The organism is Pseudoduganella lutea (genome assembly GCF_004209755.1).
Classification (GTDB): domain Bacteria; phylum Pseudomonadota; class Gammaproteobacteria; order Burkholderiales; family Burkholderiaceae_D; genus Rugamonas; species Rugamonas lutea.
Window position 1 is genome coordinate 5,208,793 of sequence record NZ_CP035913.1, and the last position, 19,155, is coordinate 5,227,947.

21 protein-coding genes are annotated in these 19,155 nt (G+C 64.4%); 13 read left to right on the forward strand and 8 right to left on the reverse strand.

From position 1 onward, the window contains the following. Nucleotides 1-12 precede the first annotated feature (12 nt). A complete protein-coding gene (locus EWM63_RS22290) occupies nucleotides 13-990 on the reverse strand; it encodes an MBL fold metallo-hydrolase (protein ID WP_229487434.1) in 978 nt (325 codons plus the stop codon). 85 nt (nucleotides 991-1,075) lie between these two features. On the opposite strand from EWM63_RS22290, the gene EWM63_RS22295 reads away from it, so the two are divergent. Beyond that, a complete protein-coding gene (locus EWM63_RS22295; protein WP_130188489.1) occupies nucleotides 1,076-1,996 on the forward strand; it encodes a LysR family transcriptional regulator in 921 nt (306 codons plus the stop codon). Nucleotides 1,997-2,074: 78 nt separating this feature from the next. On the opposite strand, the gene EWM63_RS22300 is transcribed toward EWM63_RS22295, so the two are convergent. Next, nucleotides 2,075-2,494: a DoxX family protein gene (locus EWM63_RS22300; protein WP_130188490.1), complete on the reverse strand. Its 420-nt coding sequence runs from the start codon at nucleotides 2,492-2,494 to the stop codon at nucleotides 2,075-2,077. Between the two features lie 240 nt (nucleotides 2,495-2,734). Between EWM63_RS22300 and EWM63_RS22305 the strand changes: the two genes are divergently transcribed. From EWM63_RS22305 to EWM63_RS22320, 4 genes are all read left to right on the forward strand, one after another. Further along, nucleotides 2,735-3,649 carry a helix-turn-helix domain-containing protein gene (locus tag EWM63_RS22305; RefSeq protein ID WP_130188491.1) on the forward strand — a complete coding sequence of 305 codons (915 nt, stop codon included), beginning with the start codon at nucleotides 2,735-2,737 and terminating at the stop codon, nucleotides 3,647-3,649. A 312-nt stretch (nucleotides 3,650-3,961) separates the two neighbouring features. Further along, nucleotides 3,962-4,717 carry an SDR family NAD(P)-dependent oxidoreductase gene (locus EWM63_RS22310; RefSeq protein ID WP_130188492.1) on the forward strand — a complete coding sequence of 252 codons (756 nt, stop codon included), beginning with the start codon at nucleotides 3,962-3,964 and terminating at the stop codon, nucleotides 4,715-4,717. Nucleotides 4,718-5,207: 490 nt separating this feature from the next. Then, nucleotides 5,208-6,773, forward strand: a complete 1,566-nt coding sequence (locus tag EWM63_RS22315) for a ligand-binding sensor domain-containing protein (protein ID WP_130188493.1) — start codon at nucleotides 5,208-5,210, stop codon at nucleotides 6,771-6,773. A gap of 11 nt (nucleotides 6,774-6,784) precedes the next feature. Next, a complete protein-coding gene (locus tag EWM63_RS22320) occupies nucleotides 6,785-8,293 on the forward strand; it encodes an ATP-binding protein (RefSeq protein WP_130188494.1) in 1,509 nt (502 codons plus the stop codon). On the opposite strand, the gene EWM63_RS22325 is transcribed toward EWM63_RS22320, so the two are convergent. Then, nucleotides 8,280-8,957: a response regulator gene (locus EWM63_RS22325; RefSeq protein ID WP_130188495.1), complete on the reverse strand. Its 678-nt coding sequence runs from the start codon at nucleotides 8,955-8,957 to the stop codon at nucleotides 8,280-8,282. The two genes, EWM63_RS22320 and EWM63_RS22325, sit on opposite strands and share 14 nt — an antisense overlap. A gap of 168 nt (nucleotides 8,958-9,125) precedes the next feature. On the opposite strand from EWM63_RS22325, the gene EWM63_RS22330 reads away from it, so the two are divergent. After that, a complete protein-coding gene (locus EWM63_RS22330; RefSeq protein ID WP_165390889.1) occupies nucleotides 9,126-10,136 on the forward strand; it encodes a helix-turn-helix transcriptional regulator in 1,011 nt (336 codons plus the stop codon). On the opposite strand, the gene EWM63_RS22335 is transcribed toward EWM63_RS22330, so the two are convergent. Together EWM63_RS22335 and wrbA are read right to left on the reverse strand one after the other, a co-directional pair. Beyond that, complete coding sequence (locus EWM63_RS22335) at nucleotides 10,059-10,829, reverse strand: SDR family NAD(P)-dependent oxidoreductase (RefSeq protein WP_130188497.1); 771 nt, start codon at nucleotides 10,827-10,829, stop codon at nucleotides 10,059-10,061. The two genes, EWM63_RS22330 and EWM63_RS22335, sit on opposite strands and share 78 nt — an antisense overlap. A gap of 102 nt (nucleotides 10,830-10,931) precedes the next feature. Beyond that, the gene (gene wrbA, locus EWM63_RS22340) at nucleotides 10,932-11,537 is read right to left on the reverse strand and encodes an NAD(P)H:quinone oxidoreductase (RefSeq protein ID WP_130188498.1); all 606 of its coding nucleotides are present in this window, start codon (nucleotides 11,535-11,537) and stop codon (nucleotides 10,932-10,934) included. A gap of 281 nt (nucleotides 11,538-11,818) precedes the next feature. On the opposite strand from wrbA, the gene EWM63_RS22345 reads away from it, so the two are divergent. From EWM63_RS22345 to EWM63_RS22370, 6 genes are all read left to right on the forward strand, one after another. Then, complete coding sequence (locus tag EWM63_RS22345) at nucleotides 11,819-12,736, forward strand: AraC family transcriptional regulator (RefSeq protein ID WP_130188499.1); 918 nt, start codon at nucleotides 11,819-11,821, stop codon at nucleotides 12,734-12,736. Between the two features lie 81 nt (nucleotides 12,737-12,817). Next, a complete protein-coding gene (locus EWM63_RS22350) occupies nucleotides 12,818-13,459 on the forward strand; it encodes an NADPH-dependent F420 reductase (RefSeq protein WP_130188500.1) in 642 nt (213 codons plus the stop codon). Nucleotides 13,460-13,483: 24 nt separating this feature from the next. Further along, complete coding sequence (locus EWM63_RS22355; protein WP_130188501.1) at nucleotides 13,484-13,930, forward strand: ester cyclase; 447 nt, start codon at nucleotides 13,484-13,486, stop codon at nucleotides 13,928-13,930. A 35-nt stretch (nucleotides 13,931-13,965) separates the two neighbouring features. Next, a complete protein-coding gene (locus tag EWM63_RS22360) occupies nucleotides 13,966-14,736 on the forward strand; it encodes an SDR family oxidoreductase (protein WP_130188502.1) in 771 nt (256 codons plus the stop codon). A gap of 110 nt (nucleotides 14,737-14,846) precedes the next feature. Continuing rightward, nucleotides 14,847-15,386 carry a Cif family virulence factor gene (locus tag EWM63_RS22365; protein ID WP_130188503.1) on the forward strand — a complete coding sequence of 180 codons (540 nt, stop codon included), beginning with the start codon at nucleotides 14,847-14,849 and terminating at the stop codon, nucleotides 15,384-15,386. A 183-nt stretch (nucleotides 15,387-15,569) separates the two neighbouring features. After that, nucleotides 15,570-16,574 carry a helix-turn-helix domain-containing protein gene (locus EWM63_RS22370; protein WP_130188504.1) on the forward strand — a complete coding sequence of 335 codons (1,005 nt, stop codon included), beginning with the start codon at nucleotides 15,570-15,572 and terminating at the stop codon, nucleotides 16,572-16,574. A 23-nt stretch (nucleotides 16,575-16,597) separates the two neighbouring features. On the opposite strand, the gene budC is transcribed toward EWM63_RS22370, so the two are convergent. The 3 genes from budC to EWM63_RS22385 are packed head-to-tail and all read right to left on the reverse strand — an operon-like array spanning nucleotide 16,598 to nucleotide 18,594. Next, complete coding sequence (gene budC / locus EWM63_RS22375) at nucleotides 16,598-17,365, reverse strand: meso-2,3-butanediol dehydrogenase (RefSeq protein WP_130188505.1); 768 nt, start codon at nucleotides 17,363-17,365, stop codon at nucleotides 16,598-16,600. 55 nt (nucleotides 17,366-17,420) lie between these two features. Then, nucleotides 17,421-18,260 carry an oxidoreductase gene (locus EWM63_RS22380; protein WP_130188506.1) on the reverse strand — a complete coding sequence of 280 codons (840 nt, stop codon included), beginning with the start codon at nucleotides 18,258-18,260 and terminating at the stop codon, nucleotides 17,421-17,423. A 10-nt stretch (nucleotides 18,261-18,270) separates the two neighbouring features. Then, entirely contained in the window at nucleotides 18,271-18,594 is a 324-nt protein-coding gene (locus EWM63_RS22385; protein ID WP_130188507.1) for a putative quinol monooxygenase, read from the reverse strand. A gap of 244 nt (nucleotides 18,595-18,838) precedes the next feature. Between EWM63_RS22385 and EWM63_RS22390 the strand changes: the two genes are divergently transcribed. Continuing rightward, nucleotides 18,839-19,141: an Atu4866 domain-containing protein gene (locus tag EWM63_RS22390; protein WP_130188508.1), complete on the forward strand. Its 303-nt coding sequence runs from the start codon at nucleotides 18,839-18,841 to the stop codon at nucleotides 19,139-19,141. The last annotated feature ends 14 nt before the right edge of the window (nucleotides 19,142-19,155 follow it).

A 19,155-nucleotide genomic window follows, 5' to 3' on the forward strand; every position in this document is an offset into this window, starting at 1 on the left:
TAAAGCACTACGTCAGCGCGCCGTCAGCGCGGTGTACGGCACCGGCAGCCAGTCGAATGCCATCCCCGCGGTGCGCACGTAGCCGATCCCGGGGAACGGCGTGTGCGCGGCGGCCACCAGGTAGCCGCGCCGCGCCGCGTCCGCGAACGCGGCCTTGCGCTGGCGGGCCGCCGCCGGTGAATCCACGTCGAAGCGGATCGTGATGTCCGGCGCGGCGAACTGCACGTCCTTCGCGTGCAGCAGGTCGCCCCAGAAGTGCAGTTCCTTGCCGCCGCTCTTCAGCACATAGACCGTGTGGCCCGGCGTGTGGCCCACGGCCGGCCGCGTGGACAGGCCCGGCAGCAATTCCGCCGTGCCCTCGAACGTCTTCACTTTCCCCATGGCCCGGTAGGGCGCGAACTGTTCCGCAGCCTGGTCGAAGCCGGCACGCTGGTTCTCCGCGGCGCGCGGCCTGTTGGCCAGGTCAAACCAGAAATCCGCATCGTGCCGGTTCACGTACACCGTGGCATTCGGGAACAGCGCCGCGCCGTCGGCCGTGAGCCCGCCCGAATGGTCGCCGTGCACGTGCGTGATCAGCACCGCATCCACCTGTTCCGGCGCGTAGCCGGCGGCGCGCAGGCTTTCCTGCAGGCGCCCGCCGGCACCTGGGCCGAACAGCTTGCCGGCGCCCGTATCGACCAGCACCAGGTGCGTTCCCGTATTGACCAGATAGGCATTGATCGACGTTTCCACCTGCGGCGCCAGGTGGCTGCGCGCGAGCAGGGCGTTGACCTGCGCCGGCGTCGTGTTGGTCAGCAGCTGGTCCAGCGGAATCGTCACCGTGCCGTCGGAAATCGCCGTCACCTCGGCGGTGCCCACCATCATGCGGTAATAGCCGGGTGCCTGGGCAAGTGCCATCGGCGCGGCGGCCTGCGCCGCCGGCACGGCGATCGCGCTCGCCAGGACGGCGCCGGCCACCAGGGTCATCATCAGTTTCCTTGTCTTGTTCATGGCATTCTCCATCATCGGTGCCGCGCGACGGCGCAGCGATGACGCCATGATGTAAGATGGCCTTCTATCAATCAAATCGATTGTCATGATTTCCACTATCAACGAACGCAATTTTCGGGGCGTGGACCTGAACCTGCTCGTCACGTTCCTCGTGCTGATGCGGGAGCGCAGCGTCTCCGGCGCGGCGCGCAAGCTGTTCATCGGCCAGCCAGCCGCAAGCAGCGCGCTGGCCCGGCTGCGCGAACTGTTCGGCGACGAACTGCTGGTGCGCGGTCCCCACGGCATGGAGCCGACCGCGCGGGCACTGGCGCTGGAAGCGGCGCTGGCGCCGGCACTGGGCGAGGTGCAGGCGGCGCTCTTCGACACCGTGGCGTTCCACGCCGCCACAGCGGAGCACACGTTCACCCTCGGCATGCCGGACTGGGTCGAGCTGTGGCTGATGCCGCGCCTGTTCGAGCGGCTGCGGTTGGAGGCGCCCGGTGTGCGCATTGCCGTGAAGGTCTGCGATCCGTTTACGGGCACGGCGATGCTGGAAGCGGGCGAGATCGACCTGGGCGTTGGCGCGTTTCGCGAAGGCCCGCGCTGGCAGAGGTACACGCCGTTGCGCACGATGGGCTTTCGCTGCTTCTTCCATCCCGCGCAAGTGAAGACGCGGCGGCGCGGCAGGCTGGCGCTGGCCGACTACACCGCCCATCCGCACGTGCTGGTCAGCTACCGCGCCGCCTTCGAGAGCGCGGCGGACGAGCAGCTTGCTGCGCAGGGCCTGCGACGCGAGGTGCGCTACGTGACGCCGCGCTTCGCGCTGGTGCCTGAAATCCTGCGCCACAGCCCCGCGATCGGCACGGCGCCGGAAGTACTGGCGGCGCTGTGGCCGGACCTCGTATCCTGCCCGGTGCCGGTCGCGCTGCCGGCGTTCGACGTGAGCGCGATCGGGCATGTGCGCCGCGAGCGCGATCCGGCGCTGGCCTGGCTGCTGGACGTGATCGCCGCAGTGGCACGCGAGTAGGTACAAAAGAAAAATCCCGCGCGGCGGTGCCGCGCGGGATGCTGGGGAAGCAGGGAGGAGGCGACTACGGAGACCAGATCAGGCGAACTGGCGGGCCGCCGGGCGGGCCAGGCGCTGGTCCACGCTGAAAGCGCCGGCGCCGAATGCCACCACCTGCAGCAGGCCACCGGCCATCGCGAAGTTCTTCAGCAGGTGGATCAGCTGGTTCTGGTCGCCGATCGCGCTGTGGAAGGCGAGCCCGGTAACGACCGAGAACACCGCCAGCAGCGCCGCCACGGCGCGGGCCTTGACGCCGAGGACGAGCAGCAGACCGCCACCCAGTTCGACGGCAATCGCGATTGCCAGGCCCAATGTTGCGAACGGCAGGCCGACGGACTGGATATAGCCGATCGTCGCTTCCGGCGCGGCGATCTTGCCGATCGCGCTGAAGATGAAGATGGCTGCCAGCAGGACGCGGCCGATGGCGGGAACGAAGGCGTTGGCGGAGAAGGCGTTCATGATGTTTCCTTTCAGAGTGGTTGGGGTTTCTGCACACATCGTGTTGTCTGCAGCGTTGAAGTCATCTTAGGCTTCGGCGATCCATCTGAGTAGCCTATATAAATCGATGGGATGTATCGATGTCATGTATGGAATGAGAGACTTTGTAGAATCGGGCAAGCCGCGCGGAATCCCGTACCTTCCCAGTGGAGACTGCGGCCCGCATACTTGCCTGGACTGTTTACGATGAGGAGGATAGCCATGCCCCGTACGGCATCGATCGAATCGATGAAAGACCATATCCCCGGCGTGCTGCTGCGCGAGCGGAAGGCCCGCGCGCCGGACGATATCCACGTCGAGATCCATGCGCACGCGCCGGTGCAGGAACCGGTCGTGGTGCCGGCAGTGCCGGAGCCGATGCTGGTGTGGATCGTGTCCGGCGAGCCGGTCGTCGAGGAGCGGCCGCTGGGCGGAGAGTGGCTGGCCGTGCCGGTACGGCGCGGCGATTTCTACCTGACCACGTCGCCCGCGCCAGTGGAAATGCGCTGGCGGAACACGGGCCCGGAGCCGTTCCGCGTCATGCACGTCTACCTGGGCCTGCCGCTGCTGGCGCGCGTGGTCAAGGAGCTGACCGGAAATGAACTGGCGCGGTTCGCATTGCGCGAGGTGTCCGGTGAGCGCGATCCAGTGTTGAGCGGCCTGTTCGAGGCCCTGCATGGCGCGCTGTCCGGCCCCGTACCAGCAGGGCCCAGCTTCGTGCAGGGCGTGGCGCAGGCGATCACGGCGCATGTGGTGGCGCATTACGAGTGTGCCGCCGATGGCCGGGTAGTGCTGCGCGGCGGCCTGCCGGCGCACAAGCTGCGCCGCGTGCTCGACGCCATGCACGCCGGCCTGGCCGAGCCGTTCGACCTGGGCCGGCTGGCCGCGCTGGCGGAGCTGAGCGTGTTCCATTTTTCCCGCGTGTTCAAGCAGGCCACCGGCATGTCGCCATCGCGCTATGTCGCCCGGCTGCGCATGGACGAGGCGCGCCGCCTGCTTGCCGATACCAGCCAGTCCGTGCTCGACATCGGCCTGGCCGTCGGCTACACGAGTCCCAGCCACTTTGCCCAGGTGTTCAGGGACGCTACCGGGACGTCGCCCAGCGCCTGGCGGGCCGCGCGGCAGAAGGCGGCGTAGGCGGGAGCGACGTCGAGATAGAGCCAACTCGGGTAAAAGCCCGATCCAGCAAGCCGCGCCGCCCGCCGGGCCGCGCGGCTTTTTTGCGCCTGCGATTCGCTTTCAGCGCGCATTTGCGCCGGATGCAGGCAGCATGCCGCCGTCGGCAACCCGTTCACCTGGAAAGCAAAATCACGATAGTGGCAGCAAATCATGGAGGGACGCGCCATCGCCGCGACGCCACAATGACCTCACTGGATCGGCGTTACGAGCGAATCGGAAGAAGCGATCCGACGCAACGACCAGCATCTTTCCAACCCAAAGGAGCCAAAAATGAGCAAGTTCAACGTCAACGAAGTCGAAGGTAAAACCGTCATCGTCACTGGTGCCGCGAGCGGCATCGGCCGTGCCATTGCGGAGGTGCTGCATGCGCGAGGCGCACGCGTCATCGCCGAGGATATCGACCCGGCCGTCAACGAATTGAAGCGCGAAGGGCTGGTTCCTTTCGTTGCCGACGTCACGAAGGACGGCACCGCCGAGCAGGCTGTGGCGCTGGCGATCGAGCATTTCGGCAAACTCGACGTGCTGGTCAATAACGCCGGCCGCATCGTGTACAAGAACCTGGTCGACATGAGCCGCGAAGACTGGAACTGGCAGATGGAAACCAACGTGACGGGTGCCTTCCTCCATTCGCGGGAAGCCATGAAGGCGATGATGAAGCAGAAATCCGGCGCCATCGTCAATATCGCTTCCTATGCATCCTATTTCGCCTTCCCCGGCATCGCGGCATATACCGCATCGAAAGGAGCACTGGCGCAGCTCACGCGGACCCAGGCGCTGGAAGCCATCGAGCATGGCATCCGCGTCAACGCGATCGGTGTTGGCGATGTGGTGACCAATCTGCTGAATCACTTCCGGGAGGACGGCCGTGAATTCCTGGCCGAGCATGGCAAGGCCGCGCCGATCGGCCGCGCCGCGCAACCCGAGGAGATCGCCGAGATCGTCGCCTTCCTGGCGTCGGATCGCGCCAGCTTCATCGTCGGCTCGGTCGTCATGGCCGATGGTGGCATGAGCGTGCAGATCGGCTAAGCAGCAAGCCTTCTTCAGTAACGGCGCCCGGCGTGTTGCCATGCCGTGCACCGCTACTGAAAAAGGTATCCCGCATCAGCGCATCAAACATGCGGGAAAAACGGCGATGAAATTATTTAAATTAATTCTTCAGTGATGGATGCAGGGTAGCGCCACACGCTGTCGCATCCACGCCCGCCAAGCCGGGCGACAGCATCAGCCCAGCCGATCGCTACGGGCTAGCACCGATGCTGATCTCCCCTTTACGACCCGGTCTGAATTGAATGCCTCCGGGTTCCCGCCCTCATCACCTGACATTACTTGAACATTCGTTTGGCCAGTTTGAATGTCGGCTATCGGCGTAGCGGCGCCATGACCACGTGCGGGCTGAATTATCTGATTTCCCTGCGGGTTTTCGCGGGCAGTGCTGCTTTCAGGAAGCAAATCGCCGCTATACTTGAAGTGTGTCATCCATGTACATAGCCGGTCGCTGACATCGCGTTGGCATCTGGTGCAAAAAGGATTCGCATGTCCGCCGCAAAATGACGATGATGTTATGACTTTTATAAATTCTCTTCGCACTTTTCTAAATGGCTCGTCGAGTCATATTTGCTGCGTGGCGGCAGTCTTTTGCGTAAGCTTCGTCATAGCGCCAAATGTATATGCACTCGATCCCCATGCCACGCTATCCGATTATTATCTTGATGTCTGGACGGCGAAGGAAGGTGCGCCATCCGACGTTTTGGCCTTCACCCAGACACCTGACGGATGGTTATGGTTAGGGGGACACAATGGATTGTTCCGCTTCGATGGCGTACGCTTCGAACGTTTTGTGCCTGTCTCAGGTGATCCTCTTCCTAAAGCGCCGATCACGACACTTCGCGCTGAGCCTAATGGCGACCTCTGGATTGGCTATACTTCGGCCGGCCTCAGCGTATTAAGGCAGGGTAAGCTGACTCACGTAGCCTCGAGTCGCCCCGACAGCCCAATCAGTTCGGCCACTTACAGTATTGTCGTAGATACCGATAATTCGGTCTGGGCCGCAACCTCGTTGGGGTTAAGGCACTACAGCGGGGGCAAGTGGAACATCATTGGAGAAGAAGCGAATATTCCACCCCCACCCGGTACCACGGACAACGTCGGCATCGACAGGACAGGACAGCTTTGGGTGACGAATTCGCATACGGTATATCGCCTGGCGCGCCAGAGCGGAAAATTCGAGCCGGTCGGTCTTCATGGAACTGCATCTTCGCTGATCCACTCGCCGGATGGCCGTTATTGGCATAGCGCAGGCAGGAAGCTCACCCTACTATCCAATAGTGCGAACTCCAGTCAACGGCGGAGAGACGCAGTCACTTCAGATGTCGGCAAATTCGATCGCGACGGCAATTTTTGGACAATCGATTGCGAAGGCGCGGCCGTCTGTCTCTGGCGTGGTGTGGGTGCTAGGCCGGGCACGAAACTGGGGACGACGTTTGTACTCGACAAAAACGCCTTAGATCGTCCGAGTCCGCGCAGTCCTTTGTATGGCGCGGTCGGGTTGAAGCTTTTCGAGGATCGGGACGCGAATATTTGGATCACTACAAATATCGGAATTGTACGACTAAGAGACAAACGAATCAAAAAAGCGCCAATTCCCGCCAGTAAATCAATGAAGATTGCGATGGATGGCGAAGGACGGGCATACGTGCATGCTGCCTCACAAAACGTTTGGGCGCTACATAATCGGCATGACTCTGCTGTCGTGGCAAAAGGCGTTGACACATTCACAGCTTCGCTGTCGGGTGACACACTGCTCGCAATTCCCGGATACATCCAGTTCGGCTTTCAAGCCGATGCGCGCAAGATACCCTTGCCCCAAGCCGAAGGAGAGACTATTCCTAACGTAGGGTCCGTGACATACGATGGCGTGTCAATGTGGGTATACATTCGTAGGCGAGTGTTTTGGCGCTATCGTGCTGGACGTTGGGAGAGTACGTGGAGCTGGCTGGCCCCGATTTGCAAACCGCGCTCCTCGGCGCCGGCTGGGGTGGGGAGGTATGGTTTGGTTGTCGTGATGGATCTGCAGTTCGGATAACAGGTGACAACGTGACGAAATTCGGTCCGGCGCAGGGGCTTGATTTCGAAAACGCATCGTTTGTCGACGCCCGCGACGGTATCCTTGTTGGCGGCTCGGACGGCACAGCGATCCTGAGTGGCACCCGTTTTTTCCGTATTCAGGCGGAAGACCCGAGAGTTCTTTACAATGTCGTTGGGATTGCAAAAGCACCAAATGGCGATCGCTACCTGAACGGCGCCCGAGGACTTGTGTACGTCAAAGCCGCGGATTGGCGTGCAATGACTGCACAGCCGACGCAACCACTGCGCTATACATTGATCGACACACTTGATGGCTATCCCGGCGCGGCTACGTCCTTAATTGAGGGAATGGCCATCGATTCTGCTGGAATCCTCTGGTTCGGCGGGAGTGAAGGTATAGCCAGCCTGGACACGAAAGCGCCTCTACGGAAGGCGAGCCCGCTTCCGGTCTTCGTCACCGCATTGGAAACACCCACTCAACGCTATCGCACCATTGACGGCATGGTTCTTCCGCCTGGGTCATCGGGTTTACGCATCGACTACACGGCGCTCGGCTATACGATGCCAGAAAGGATACGTTTCCGTTACCGCCTCGAAGGCGTCGACAGCGACTGGATCGACGCGGGAACCCGTCGTACCGCCTACTACACCAACTTGGGCCTGGGCGAACACCGCTTCAGCGTGGTCGCGACAAACGAAGACGGCGCCTGGAATCCCGCACCCGTCACGTTCTCGTTCGAGATCGAACCGACGATCACGCAGTCGCGGCCGTTCATCGTGCTATGCGTAGTGCTGTCGCTGGCCTTGATCTATGGCTTGCACCGCCTGCGGCTGCGCCGCTCGGAGCGGCGCATCGTCGAGCACATGCGCACCCGCCAGCTGGAACGCGAACGCATCGCGCGGCTGCTTCACGACACCTTCCTGCAAAGCGTGCAGGGCCTGACGTATGCATTCCAGGGACTGGCGAATTCGCTGCCGGCGCAGAGCACGATGCGAGGGCAGATGGAAAAACTGCTGGACATGGCCGAGGATGTCATCGTGGAAGGCCGCAACAACGTCAGCGCGCTGCGCGCACCGCCGGCACGGGATGTCGAGCACGACCTGACGGTGCTGGCGCAGTCGCTGGCCGAAGCGTTTCCCGTGCAGTTTTCCTTCACATCGACAGGCACGCGGCGCGATTTCGATCCGATCATCGCCGACGAGCTGCACCTGTTTGCCCGCGAAGCGATCTTCAACGCCTGCCGGCACGCCCAGGCCGAACGGGTGAGCGTCACGCTGGAATACGATGTCCGGTTCGTGCGGCTCTGCGTGCGCGACGACGGCCGCGGCATCGATCCGCAAGTGCTGGCCGATGGTGCACCCGCCGGACACTGGGGGTTGCGTGGACTGCGCGAACGGGCCGAAGGCATGGGCGCGACGCTCGAAATCGAGTCGTCTCCCGGCACGGGGACTTTGCTGTGCCTGCGGATCGGCGCCGATATGGCATATCGAGTGCGGGAAACAATCAAAGATCGATGATCCCGCGGCGAATGGCAATGGCTACCGCATGCGTACGGTCATTCGCCCCCAGCTTGGAAAGAATCGTCTTCATGTGGCATTTTACGGTTTCTTCCGTAATGCCCATTTCCCGGGCGACCTGCTTGTTGGAGTTTCCTTGCCCGACCAGCCGGAGAACCTCCCGTTCGCGCGGCGCGACGTCCCGCTCGTCGAAGCGGTGCGCCAGCGCCATCGCAGCCTCCGCGGCGAGGTAGCGCTGGCCATGGTGCGTGGCCCGGATCGCCGCGTGCAGCTCGGTGCGAAGCGATGCTTTCAGCAGGTATCCGGTTGCCCCTGCTTTTAATGCGCGTGCGATATGGCCATCGCCGTCGAACGTGGTCACCACCAGGATATGCGTCTCGGGGGATACACTCTTGATCGCCTCGATGGCATCGAATCCCGACAGGATGGGCATCTGCAGATCCATCAGCACCACATCCGGTCGGAGCGCCGCGCACAGGTCCAGCGCCTCCCTGCCGTTGGCGGCTTCACCGACGACGGCAATGTCGGCATGGCCGGCGAGCAGCGATACCAGGCCGTAACGCAGCAGCGGGTGGTCGTCCGCAATCACGATCGTGATGGGAGCGAACGCTCTCTGCTCTCTCTCCTGGCGCTTTATCTCGCCATTCTCACTGGATGTCTGCATGGTTTGACCTTGCGGAGTCTGATCGGCTGTCATATTACCCCGTGTCTTGTTTCCTGGCGGCCCCTCGAACGAGGGATTGGCGCTGTACCGCGACATAGGGATGGTCGTCCGCCGGGCCGGGACCTAGAATCGGATATCCGTCGAAGCGTTGCATTGCGCCCTGCGATCATGATCGAGACAACCGCCATCGAAGCCGCCGCCATAGCCGTCCATCAGCATCTTCCCGGCCTTTTGCCGCTGGAGCGCAAGGCCGTCGACGTGCGCGATATCACCGTCCGGGTTATCCAGCACGACGCCGGAGCGCAATGCATCGATGTGCCGGCGGCGCCCGAGCTGGAGATCATATGGATCGTCTCCGGAGCGGCACGGCTGGCGCATCGGGCCAACGGAGAGGAGTGGAGCGAAGCGCCCATTGGTAAGGGTTCCTTTTACCTGCGTCCATCACGGAGCCCGACCGAGCTGCGCTGGACCGGCGTAACCGGTGCGCCATTCAGGACGATGCACGTGCAGATCCCGCTGTCGCTGCTGGCGGCGGTACTGCGCGACGTTCGCGGCAAAAGGCTCGACGACATTGCGCTGCCTGATGCCCGGATCGTGCGGGACGATATTCTCGCCGCCCTGTTCGAACTGCTGCGCACCGTCCTCGCCGACCATCCGCGCCCGTGCCGGAATTTCATGCAGGGCATGGCGCAGGCAATCGCTGCGCACGTGATCCGATGCCACGTTCCCTCAGGCGTTACGCCACCCGCCCATTCGGACGGTCTGCCGCGCTGGAAGCTGCAGCGTGTCGTACGATCGATGCGCGACAGCTTGTCCGACCCCTTCGACCTGGGCCAGCTTGCCGGCGAGGCACGCCTCAGCCCATTTCACTTCAGCCGGATGTTCAAGAAATCGACCGGTATGTCGCCATCGCGCTATTTCGCACGCCTGCGCATGGAGGAAGCCAGGCGCCTGCTGTGCGAAACCAGCCAGCCCGTCATCGACGTGGCGTTGTCGCTCGGGTATCGCAGTCCAAGCCATTTCGCCCAGGTATTTCGCGAGGCGACCGGCGTCTCGCCCACCGTGTACCGGCAGGGCGGTGCGCAGCATAGGGCGCTGGACCTACAGCTCGAAACCGCCGATCGTCATGCCGCCGTCGATGACGAGCAGCTGGCCATGCACGTAACTGGAAGCCGGTGACGACAGCCACAGCGCCGCATCGGCGATCTCGCCCGGCTGCGCGCCGCGTTTCGCGGGGATGGCGCGGCTGGCCAGCGCGGCGAATGCCGGATTCTGCGCACTGTTCGCAACGACCATCGGGGTCTCGGTCCAGCCGGGAGCGATCGCATTGACCCTCACGCCACGCGCGGCATTCTCCATGGCCGCCACGCGCGTCAGGCCCTGCACGCCGTGCTTCGAGGCGGCATAGGCGCTCATGCCGGCCGGGCCGGTGATCGCCGCCACCGATGCCGTGTTGACGATGGTGCCACCCTGGCGCAGCAGCAGAGGAATCTCGTATTTCATGCCCAGGAAGACGCTGCGCAGGTTGACGCCGACCACGCGGTCGAAGTCCTCCACCGGGTAGTCCTCGATGCGGTGCGTGCCGCCCGTGATGCCGGCGTTGTTGAACGCCGCGTCCAGCCGCCCCTGCTCGCGGTCGATGTGTGCCAGCAGTGTCGCCACATCGTCCTCCTGCGCCACGTTGACGACCGCCGTGCGCATTTCACCGCCGGCCCCGTGGACCAGGGCGTCAGTCTCTTCGAGCCCTTTCGCGCTCAGGTCCGCCGCGTACACCAGGGCGCCGGCCCGCGCAAAGCGCAGCGCCGCCTCCCTGCCGATGCCGGATCCGGCGCCCGTAACCAGCACTACTTTTCCGTGGAAATCGTGTTCCATGACGTGCTCCGTTCGTATTGGATGAATCCATCATAGGCACGCACGACGTGCCAATAAACGGCCCGTCACGGGAACCACTGTTCCCGTGACGGGGATAATCCGTCAGCGCGGCGGGAACAGTTTCGCCGCGGTCTTCGCCACGAGGCCGCCCTGGTGGCGGGCGCCGGCCAGGTCGATCTCGCTCGGCTGCCGCTGGCCCTGGCCGCCGGCGATCGTCGTGGCGCCGTACGGGCTGCCGCCCACCACCTCGTCGAGCGTCATCTGGCCCTGGTGGCTGTAGGGCAGGCCCACGATGGTCATGCCGAAATGCAGCAGGTTGGTGATGATGGAGAACAGTGTCTGTTCCTGTCCGCCGTGCTGGGTGGCGGTGGACGTGAACGCCGCGCCTACCTTGCCGTTCAGCGCGCCGCGCGCCCACAGGCCACCGGTCTGGTCGAGGAAGGCCGCCATCTGTGCCGGCATGCGGCCGTAGCGCGTCGGCGCGCCGATGACGATCGCGTCGTACTGTTCCAGTTCCGCCACCGTGGCCACCTGGGCCTGCTGATCGACCTTGAAATGGGCCGAGGCGGCGACTTCGTTCGGTACCGTTTCGGGCACGCGCCGGATATCGACTTCCGCGCCTTCCGCGCGGGCACCTTCCGCCACGGCGTGCGCCATCGTTTCGATGTGGCCATACGACGAGTAATACAGGACGAGGACTTTGGGCATTGCGAATCTCCGGTAAAGGGTAGTCAGAAGTAACCGGCAGCGCCTTCGGGCGCCGCCGCGTCACCGGCAGTATCAAGCCTGCATATCCCTCTGGAAATGCCCGATTGCATGGCCGGTTTGCCCGATCCTGCAATTGACCGGCCCCGGATACGCTCCCCTGCAACGAAGCAGCAAGCAGCCGATACCGGCAGCAATATCGCGACGGGCCACGCGACTTTCCCAGCGACACTAGAAGCACGTCTGGCGGCACTTCGCTGGCAACACTTCAATGGGGGCCATACATGCAGTCGAACCTGGAACGGCGCCTCGTCGACCTGCTCAAGGCGGGCACCCTCGCCAACGACGCGGGCTGTTGCGGCCTGGACGGTGTTCACTTGCTGCGCAACGTCGACCTGGCCACGCTGGCCGGTCGCTTCCCGGCCATCGTGATCGGCCGCTTCCATGCCAGCACGGAGGATGAACCACAGCCGCTGCAATGCCTGGTGCTGCCGTCGTCGTTGACCATGGTGCCGCCCGGCTGCGCGATGGCATCGCTGGCCGTGCGGATCGACGTCGACCTGAAGGCCGCAGCGGAAATCATGCTGCTGCTGCCGGCCGGTTCTTTCCCTGTCGGGTCGGGCGAGGGCGGCGCCGGTCCCGTAGTGCTGGACGATGCGGTGGGAGAACCGCTGCTGCGCTTGCTGAAGGCGCTGCGTTCGCCCACCGACACACGCGTGCTGGGTCCAGCCATGGTGCGCGAAATGCTGTATCGCGTGATGGTCGGCCCGCAGGGCGGGGCGGTGCATGCGGCGCTGGGCCAGCATCGCCATGCGGGCCGCGTCGGCAAGGCACTGCGGCGCATCCATGCCGATTATCACCGGGCGGTCGATGTCCCTTCGCTGGCCGCCGAAGCGGGCATGAGCGTTACGGCATTCCATGCCCACTTCAAGGCGCTGACGCTGACGACGCCCATGCAATACCTGAAGTCGACCCGGCTGCGCCATGCCCGGCTGCTGATGGCGCGCGATGGCGTCAGCGCCGCCAGTGCGTCGCGCCTCGTCGGCTACGAGAGCTGCTCCCAGTTCAGCCGCGAGTTCAAGCGCCTGTTCGGCCGCAGCCCCGCCCGTGAAGCTTCCGCCCTGCGCACCACGTTGGCATGCAGCCACTCCCCGAGTCGTTCGATTGTCATCAATATGGGAATAGTGAAGCAGTATTTATAGCATTTATCACGACATCAACCCCCACTACACTGATCCCATCAGCGCAGGAAACGCGCTCCCAACGACCTCAAGGAGAACACCATGAATACCACGACCAACGCCACGACCAATACCGTCAAACCCGTCACCACCGTCGGCATCATCGGCGCCGGCGCCATCGGCCAGGCCATCGCCAAACAGCTCGTGCGGGCCGGCATCGACGTCATCCTCAGCAACAGCCGCGGCCCGGCATCGCTGGCCGGCGCCGTCGATGCCCTCGGTCCCCGCGCCACGGCCGGCACGCCGCAACAGGCGGCGCAGGCCGACATCGTGTTCGTCAGCGTGAACTGGTCGCGCCTGGAAGAAGCCGTCGCGGGCATCGACTGGACTGGCCGCATCGTCATCGATGCCAACAATCCGGTGCTGCTGCCGGGCTACCGCCTGGCCGACCTGGGCGGGCGTAATTCCAGCCAGGTATTCGCCAGCCTCGTGCCGGGTGCCCGCGTGGTCAAGGCCTTCAACACGCTGCTGGCCGCCGTGCTGGCCAGCGACCCGCACGAAGGCGGCGGACGCCGCGTGGTGTTCCAGTCCGGCGACGACCGCGAAGCGAAAGCGGTGGTGGCCGGCCTGATCGAACGCCTCGGCTTCGCCGGCATCGACCTGGGCAGCCTGGAAGTGGGCGGCGCCCTGCAGCAATTCCCCGGCGGCGTACTGCCGGCGGTCAATCTCGTCAAACTGGGCTAAGCCCTTCAACACCAGGAGCATGACATGAACACCAATACCGATATCGGCGCCATCGCCAAGGCCGTGGTTCGCCGCAATACCGAGGAAGTGCAGGGCGGCGGGAACTTCGCGCTGTTCGACGAGCTGTTCGCCGACGATTTCGTCGACCACACGCCGCAACCGGCCGGCACGCCGGACAAGGCCGGCGCGCGCCTGCTGTATCGAGCACTGCGCCAGGCCTTCCCGGACTTCCACGCGGTGATCCACTGGCAGTCCGTCGAGGGCGACCGGGTCACGACGTTCAAGACTTACCACGGCACCCACGAGGGCGCGCTGTTCGGCATCGCGCCCACGGGCCGCAAGGTGCAGTTCGATACGGTGGACGTGATGCGCGTGCAGGATGGCCGGATCACCGAGCACTGGGGCGTCGCCCACCTGTATTCGCTGCTGCAGCAACTGAATGCCCTGCCGGCCATGTTCCCGGCCGCCTGAACGCTTCTCATACGAACCCTCACCAGGAGAAAGCAATGAGCAACCTTTTGGAAGACAAAGTCGTCATCGTCACCGGTGCCGCCAGCGGCATCGGCCGCGCCATCGCCATCTCGGCAGCCCGGCACGGCGCGAAGGCCGTGCTGGTATCGGATATCGCGGAACTGCCTCGCGAAGGGGGAACCCCGACCACCCACGAGATCGAGGCGCTGGGCGTGGCCACGCGCTTCGTGCAGGCCGACGTGAGCCGCAAGGCCGAGGTCGAACGGCTCGTCGATGCCGCGGCGGCCTTCGGCGGCGTGGACGTGATGGTGGCCAATGCCGGCATCACGGCGCGCGACGACGGCGCCGACGTCAGCGAGGAAAGCTACCGCCGCCTGATGGCCGTGAACCTGGACGGCACGCTGTTTTCGGCGCAGGCCGCGGCGCGGCAGATGAAGGCGAACGGCAAGGCCGGCAGCATCGTGCTGATGGCCAGCATGGGCGGCATCGTCGGTGCCGGCATGACGGTGGCCTATTCCACCAGCAAGGGTGGCGTGGTGCTGATGGCCAAATCGCTGGCCGACGCGCTGGGGCCGGACGGCATCCGTGTCAACGCGGTGGCGCCGGGAACGATCGACACGCACCTGCTGCGCACCGCGGCCGGCATTGCCGATGCGGCCGAAGGCTTCCGCCAGCGCACGCCGCTGCGCCGTCTCGGCAAGCCCGAGGAGATCGGCGACGCGGTGGTCTGGCTGGGCTCCGACATGTCCAGCTACGTGACCGGCATTGCGCTGCAGGTCGATGGCGGCCTGCTCGCCGTGATCTGAGTTTGACCGGCCGGCTCCCGCAGCAAAATACCGACAGCCGGCGCAACGGCACGGCGGACAACCTGGCGGCGTTATCCGATGATGTCCCCATCGACGTTACGGAGGACATCATGAAACACACCGCCATGGCCTTGACCACCGCCCTGCTGTTCGCCCCGGCCTGGGCCGCCGACCTGCGCACCGATTGCCCGGTATCCGGCAAGGACGGCGCGGCCGCGCTGCACCGGGACTGGGTGATGACCGGCTGGGAGCGCGCCGCAGGGGACCCCGAGTTCAACTTCCGCAAGGATCTCGCCCGCTGGTACGACTTCACCAGCACGGACCTGAGCCTGTTCGACGACTTCGATCCGGAACTGCGCGTGCGCACCACGGCCGACGACTACGGCAAGGTCTGGTACGGCCTGGTGCCGAAGTTCAAGAGCGTGCACCACAAGATCACCGAAGAGCCGCACGCGGTCGCCGTCGGCCCCGGCTACAGCCATTCGGTGCTCGAATTCGTGTTCGAGGTGACGCCGAAACAGGGCGATGTGATGCACCTGATTTCCCGCACGTCGATCCTGTGGCGCTGCACCCCCGCCGGATGGAAGATCTACAAGGAGCACAACTCGGCACGGCCGACGACGGCTGCCGCCTACCGGAATGCCAAATGACTTGCGCCAGGCTATCGACGCCAGACTATGTTTTCTAAAATAGAAAACTCTTTGACATAAAAGAAAAAACTGTCTAATCTGGATCCCGTGGTCTGCCGATCACGGGATCCCGTTGCGTTGGGCGACGCATATTACGCAGCCCTGTCTTTCAACCTCATCCAAGAGCTTCGGTTCACAACATCGATGAACGATCTCTCGTTTGCCAACCTGCCGAAGGGGCAAGACCGCCACCGTGCCGATGCCGGACGGATTCTTCGCGCACCGGGAGTGCGTGTCGATATCGCGACGATCGACGAACTGGTCGATGCCTGGCTGACCCATGCGGTGAAGGACCGGTCGCTGTTCTGGATTGCGCGGGGCAGTGCGGCGATCGAGGCCCTGTGCCCCTTCGGCTTGTGGCAGGCTCGCACGCTGCAGGCCGGGGACTTCTGCCTGGTCTCGGGCACCGTGCCCATTCGCCTGCGTCGAAAGGAAGGGACATCGATTCCCGTCGAGATGATGCGGGTATCCCTGAGCCCCGCGTTGCTGGCGCAAACCGTGCAGGACATCGTCAACAGGCCGCTTGCCCGCTTTGCATTTCGCGATGTCATGGGCGAGCGCGACGATACCCTGCGGGGGCTGATGGACGCCTTGTACGTGGCTACCCGGCTGCGGGAAGCGCCGTGCCCTCATTTCATGGCGAGCCTCGCGCAGGCGATTTCGGCGCATCTGGTACGGCGCTATGGCCGGACCGGAGACATCCGCGGGGCAACCCACCAGGGCCTGCCCCCGTACAAGCTGCAACTGGTGATCAACGCGATGCGCGAGTTCCTCGACGAGCCATTCGACCTGGGGCACCTGGCCAGCCTGGCTGGTCTGAGCGCGTTTCATTTCAGCCGCTCGTTCAAGAAAGCGACCGGCGTTTCGCCGTCGGTGTACCTGACGCAGCTGCGCATGGCGGAGGCCAGCCGCATGCTGGGCGAATGCCGGCATACGATTCTCGAAGTGGCGCTTGCGGTGGGCTACAGGAGCCCGAGCCACTTTTCGCATGTGTTCCGGAAAACGACGGGTTGCTCGCCGACGGACTACCGGCATGCATCGGGCGGTCCGGTACCGGGGAGGACGGCGCTTCCCGACAGTCATCGGCCGGGGAGTGCGGTGCAGGGCACCGGCAGCCAGCTCGATGGACTGGCTGCCGGGTGCACCTGACGAGGTGCGGTTCCTCCCGATTTCTATTTACCCCATTCAGGGCCGCCATCGGTCGCGGTCTGTCCGCCGTCGACCGGCAATGCCGCGCCGGTGATGAACTTCGCCTCGTCGCTGGCCAGGAAGGCAATCGCCGCGGCGACCTCCGCCGGTTCGCCCGCACGCCTGAGCGGAATCCGTTCCCAGGCTTTCTCCAGCAGGGCCTCGTCCTCCATGATCTCGCTGACCATGTCGGTGACCGTGAGTCCCGGGCAAACCGTGTTGGCCCGCACGCCGGCCTTGCCGGCATCGCAGGCGACCGAGCGTGTCAGGTTTGCCACCGCCGCCTTCGCCGCGCAGTAGGCCGCATGGCTCCAGCCGCCACCCAGCGACGACACCGACCCCACATTGACGACCGAACCCTGGGTTTTTTCCAGATGCGGCAGGGCGGCGCGGATCATGTAGAACACGCTGTCCAGGTCGGCGCCGATACAGGTGCGCCAGGTCTCGTCATCCGTTTCCGCGACGCTGCCCACAATGTTCGCACCGGCGTTGTTGACCAGTGTGTCGAGCCGGCCGAATCGTTCCACCGCTGCTGCGACGAGCTTTGCGCATTCGCCGCTGTTCGAGACGTCGGCCGCCACGGCCAGCGTCCGGTCGGCCGGCAGTTCCGCCACGAGCTTGTGCAGCTTGTCCGCATTGCGGCCGGCAATGACGACCCTTGCGCCTTCGTCACTGAAGCGCTTTGCCGCCGCGGCGCCGATGCCGGAGCTGCCGCCGGTGACCAGTACAACCTTCCCGTCGAATCGTTGCATGATGTCCTCCTTGTGAAATGTCGCTAAGTCATGTGGAAAAATCAGTCTTGCGGAATCAGTCCTGCGGGAAGTCGGCGCCACGCGCGACCGATTCCCAGTCGATGAAGTCGCGCCGCAGCGTCTCCAGCCGTTTCAGCGCCTCATCCACCGCTTCGTTGCCGAGCAACAGGCGGCCGGGAGGCCGTTCGGCTTCGACCGCGGCGGCAATCGCCCGTGCCGCCCGTGCCGGATCGCCAGCCTGGTGGCCGACCGATTCCCGGTAGGCGCGCCGTGCCGCGCCCGCGGTCGCGTCGTAGTCGGCGATGGTCGACTCGGGCTCGGCCGAAGCACCGGCCCACTCGGTGCGGAAGGCGCTCGGTTCGACCGTCATCACGTGGATGCCGAGCGGCGCGAGTTCCGTGCGCAATGCGTCGGACAGGCCTTCGACGGCGAACTTGCTGGCGCAGTAATAGCCGACGGCCGGATAGCCGATGAAGCCACCGACGGACGTGAGGTTGACGATCGTGCCGCTGCGACGCTGGCGCAGGTGAGGCAGCAGCGCATGGATGGTGCGTGCGGTGCCGAAGAAGTTCACCTCGAACATCGCGCGCACGTCGTCCTCGTCGCTCTCCTCGGCAGCCGCGAAGTAGCCGGTGCCGGCGTTGTTGACGAGGACGTCGACATGACCGAAGCGTTCGAGCGCCGCGGCCACGCAACGCTCGACGCTGGCCGCTTCGGTCACGTCCATCGGCAGCAGCAGCGCGTTCGGACGGTCCTTGAATTCTTCCAGCTGTTCCGGCTTGCGCGCGGTCGCGACGACGCAGCGGCCGCTGTCGAGAAGGTGGCTGGCCAGGCTCCGGCCGAAGCCCGTCGAGCAGCCGGTGATCAGCCAGACCTGGGTGGCGTGCTGGTTCATGGTGGCCTCCTCAGATCGGTCTGGTTTGTTCGCCGGTATCCCGCGAACGCAGTGTGTAGCTGCGCAGGTCCGGCTCGCCGTCGCACAGGTCCGGCACGGCGGCAAGGAACTGCGTGACATACGGCGTGCTCATGTGAAAGTCGAAATCGCCGCGCGAGCGCCATTGCTCGAACACCAGCCAGGTGTCGGGCGCGTCGATGGCCTGGCAGATGTCGTATTGCACATTGCCGGGTTCGGCGCGGCTTTGGGGTACGAGGGACAGCAGCGCGCTGCCCAATGCGGCCGACTGGCCCGGCCGCGCATGGAAAGAGGCGACGTTGATCAGGGTACTCATGGGATTCTCCTTGGTGGTTGACCGTGGAGACATCTTGCCGCCGCGCCTTGGCGCTGTCCGTCGCGCGTTTGCGCGTGGTGTCGTGAATTTGCGGCGCCAATGCGCCGCACCTGTCGATGGAAACGATCTAAGGGGCGTATGGATCAGCGCGAGAGGATGAGGCAATCGAAAGCGACGAAACGGCATCGTGCGCGCCGGCCCGGGCACCTACACTTTGCTTCATTCGACACCACGGGAGATGATCATGGATGACACGGCATTCGACACGAAAGGCGCGGCGGGTCACGGCAATCGGGAGCAATCGCCGCAAGGTCCCGGCCATCCCTATGCCGGGGTGTGGGTCACGGCGGACGGCTACATCCGCCATGAACTGCTGGCGAACGGCCGCTACGACGAAGCGCGCGGCCGCCGGCGCAGCGCATACCGGGGCCGTTATTGGATCGTGGATGACCACATCGAATATCTGGATGACACGGGATTTACCGCCGACGGCGATTTCCGCGGCGGTGTGCTGTATCACGCCGGCATGGTGCTGTACCGCGAATAGGAATGATCCGGCGC

Bases quoted from the DNA above. Each gene is read 5' to 3' on its own strand.
- EWM63_RS22335 (WP_130188497.1), bottom strand. From the start codon at position 10,829: ATGGAACACGATTTCCACGGAAAAGTAGTGCTGGTTACGGGCGCCGGA.
- wrbA (WP_130188498.1), bottom strand. From the start codon at position 11,537: ATGCCCAAAGTCCTCGTCCTGTATTACTCGTCGTATGGCCACATCGAA.
- EWM63_RS22370 (WP_130188504.1), top strand. From the start codon at position 15,570: ATGAACGATCTCTCGTTTGCCAACCTGCCGAAGGGGCAAGACCGCCAC.
- EWM63_RS22310 (WP_130188492.1), top strand. From the start codon at position 3,962: ATGAGCAAGTTCAACGTCAACGAAGTCGAAGGTAAAACCGTCATCGTC.
- budC (WP_130188505.1), bottom strand. From the start codon at position 17,365: ATGCAACGATTCGACGGGAAGGTTGTACTGGTCACCGGCGGCAGCTCC.
- EWM63_RS22380 (WP_130188506.1), bottom strand. From the start codon at position 18,260: ATGAACCAGCACGCCACCCAGGTCTGGCTGATCACCGGCTGCTCGACG.
- EWM63_RS22390 (WP_130188508.1), top strand. From the start codon at position 18,839: ATGGATGACACGGCATTCGACACGAAAGGCGCGGCGGGTCACGGCAAT.
- EWM63_RS22325 (WP_130188495.1), bottom strand. From the start codon at position 8,957: ATGCAGACATCCAGTGAGAATGGCGAGATAAAGCGCCAGGAGAGAGAG.
- EWM63_RS22350 (WP_130188500.1), top strand. From the start codon at position 12,818: ATGAATACCACGACCAACGCCACGACCAATACCGTCAAACCCGTCACC.
- EWM63_RS22355 (WP_130188501.1), top strand. From the start codon at position 13,484: ATGAACACCAATACCGATATCGGCGCCATCGCCAAGGCCGTGGTTCGC.
- EWM63_RS22290 (WP_229487434.1), bottom strand. From the start codon at position 990: ATGAACAAGACAAGGAAACTGATGATGACCCTGGTGGCCGGCGCCGTC.
- EWM63_RS22305 (WP_130188491.1), top strand. From the start codon at position 2,735: ATGCCCCGTACGGCATCGATCGAATCGATGAAAGACCATATCCCCGGC.
- EWM63_RS22295 (WP_130188489.1), top strand. From the start codon at position 1,076: ATGATTTCCACTATCAACGAACGCAATTTTCGGGGCGTGGACCTGAAC.
- EWM63_RS22330 (WP_165390889.1), top strand. From the start codon at position 9,126: ATGATCGAGACAACCGCCATCGAAGCCGCCGCCATAGCCGTCCATCAG.
- EWM63_RS22345 (WP_130188499.1), top strand. From the start codon at position 11,819: ATGCAGTCGAACCTGGAACGGCGCCTCGTCGACCTGCTCAAGGCGGGC.
- EWM63_RS22385 (WP_130188507.1), bottom strand. From the start codon at position 18,594: ATGAGTACCCTGATCAACGTCGCCTCTTTCCATGCGCGGCCGGGCCAG.
- EWM63_RS22360 (WP_130188502.1), top strand. From the start codon at position 13,966: ATGAGCAACCTTTTGGAAGACAAAGTCGTCATCGTCACCGGTGCCGCC.
- EWM63_RS22300 (WP_130188490.1), bottom strand. From the start codon at position 2,494: ATGAACGCCTTCTCCGCCAACGCCTTCGTTCCCGCCATCGGCCGCGTC.
- EWM63_RS22365 (WP_130188503.1), top strand. From the start codon at position 14,847: ATGAAACACACCGCCATGGCCTTGACCACCGCCCTGCTGTTCGCCCCG.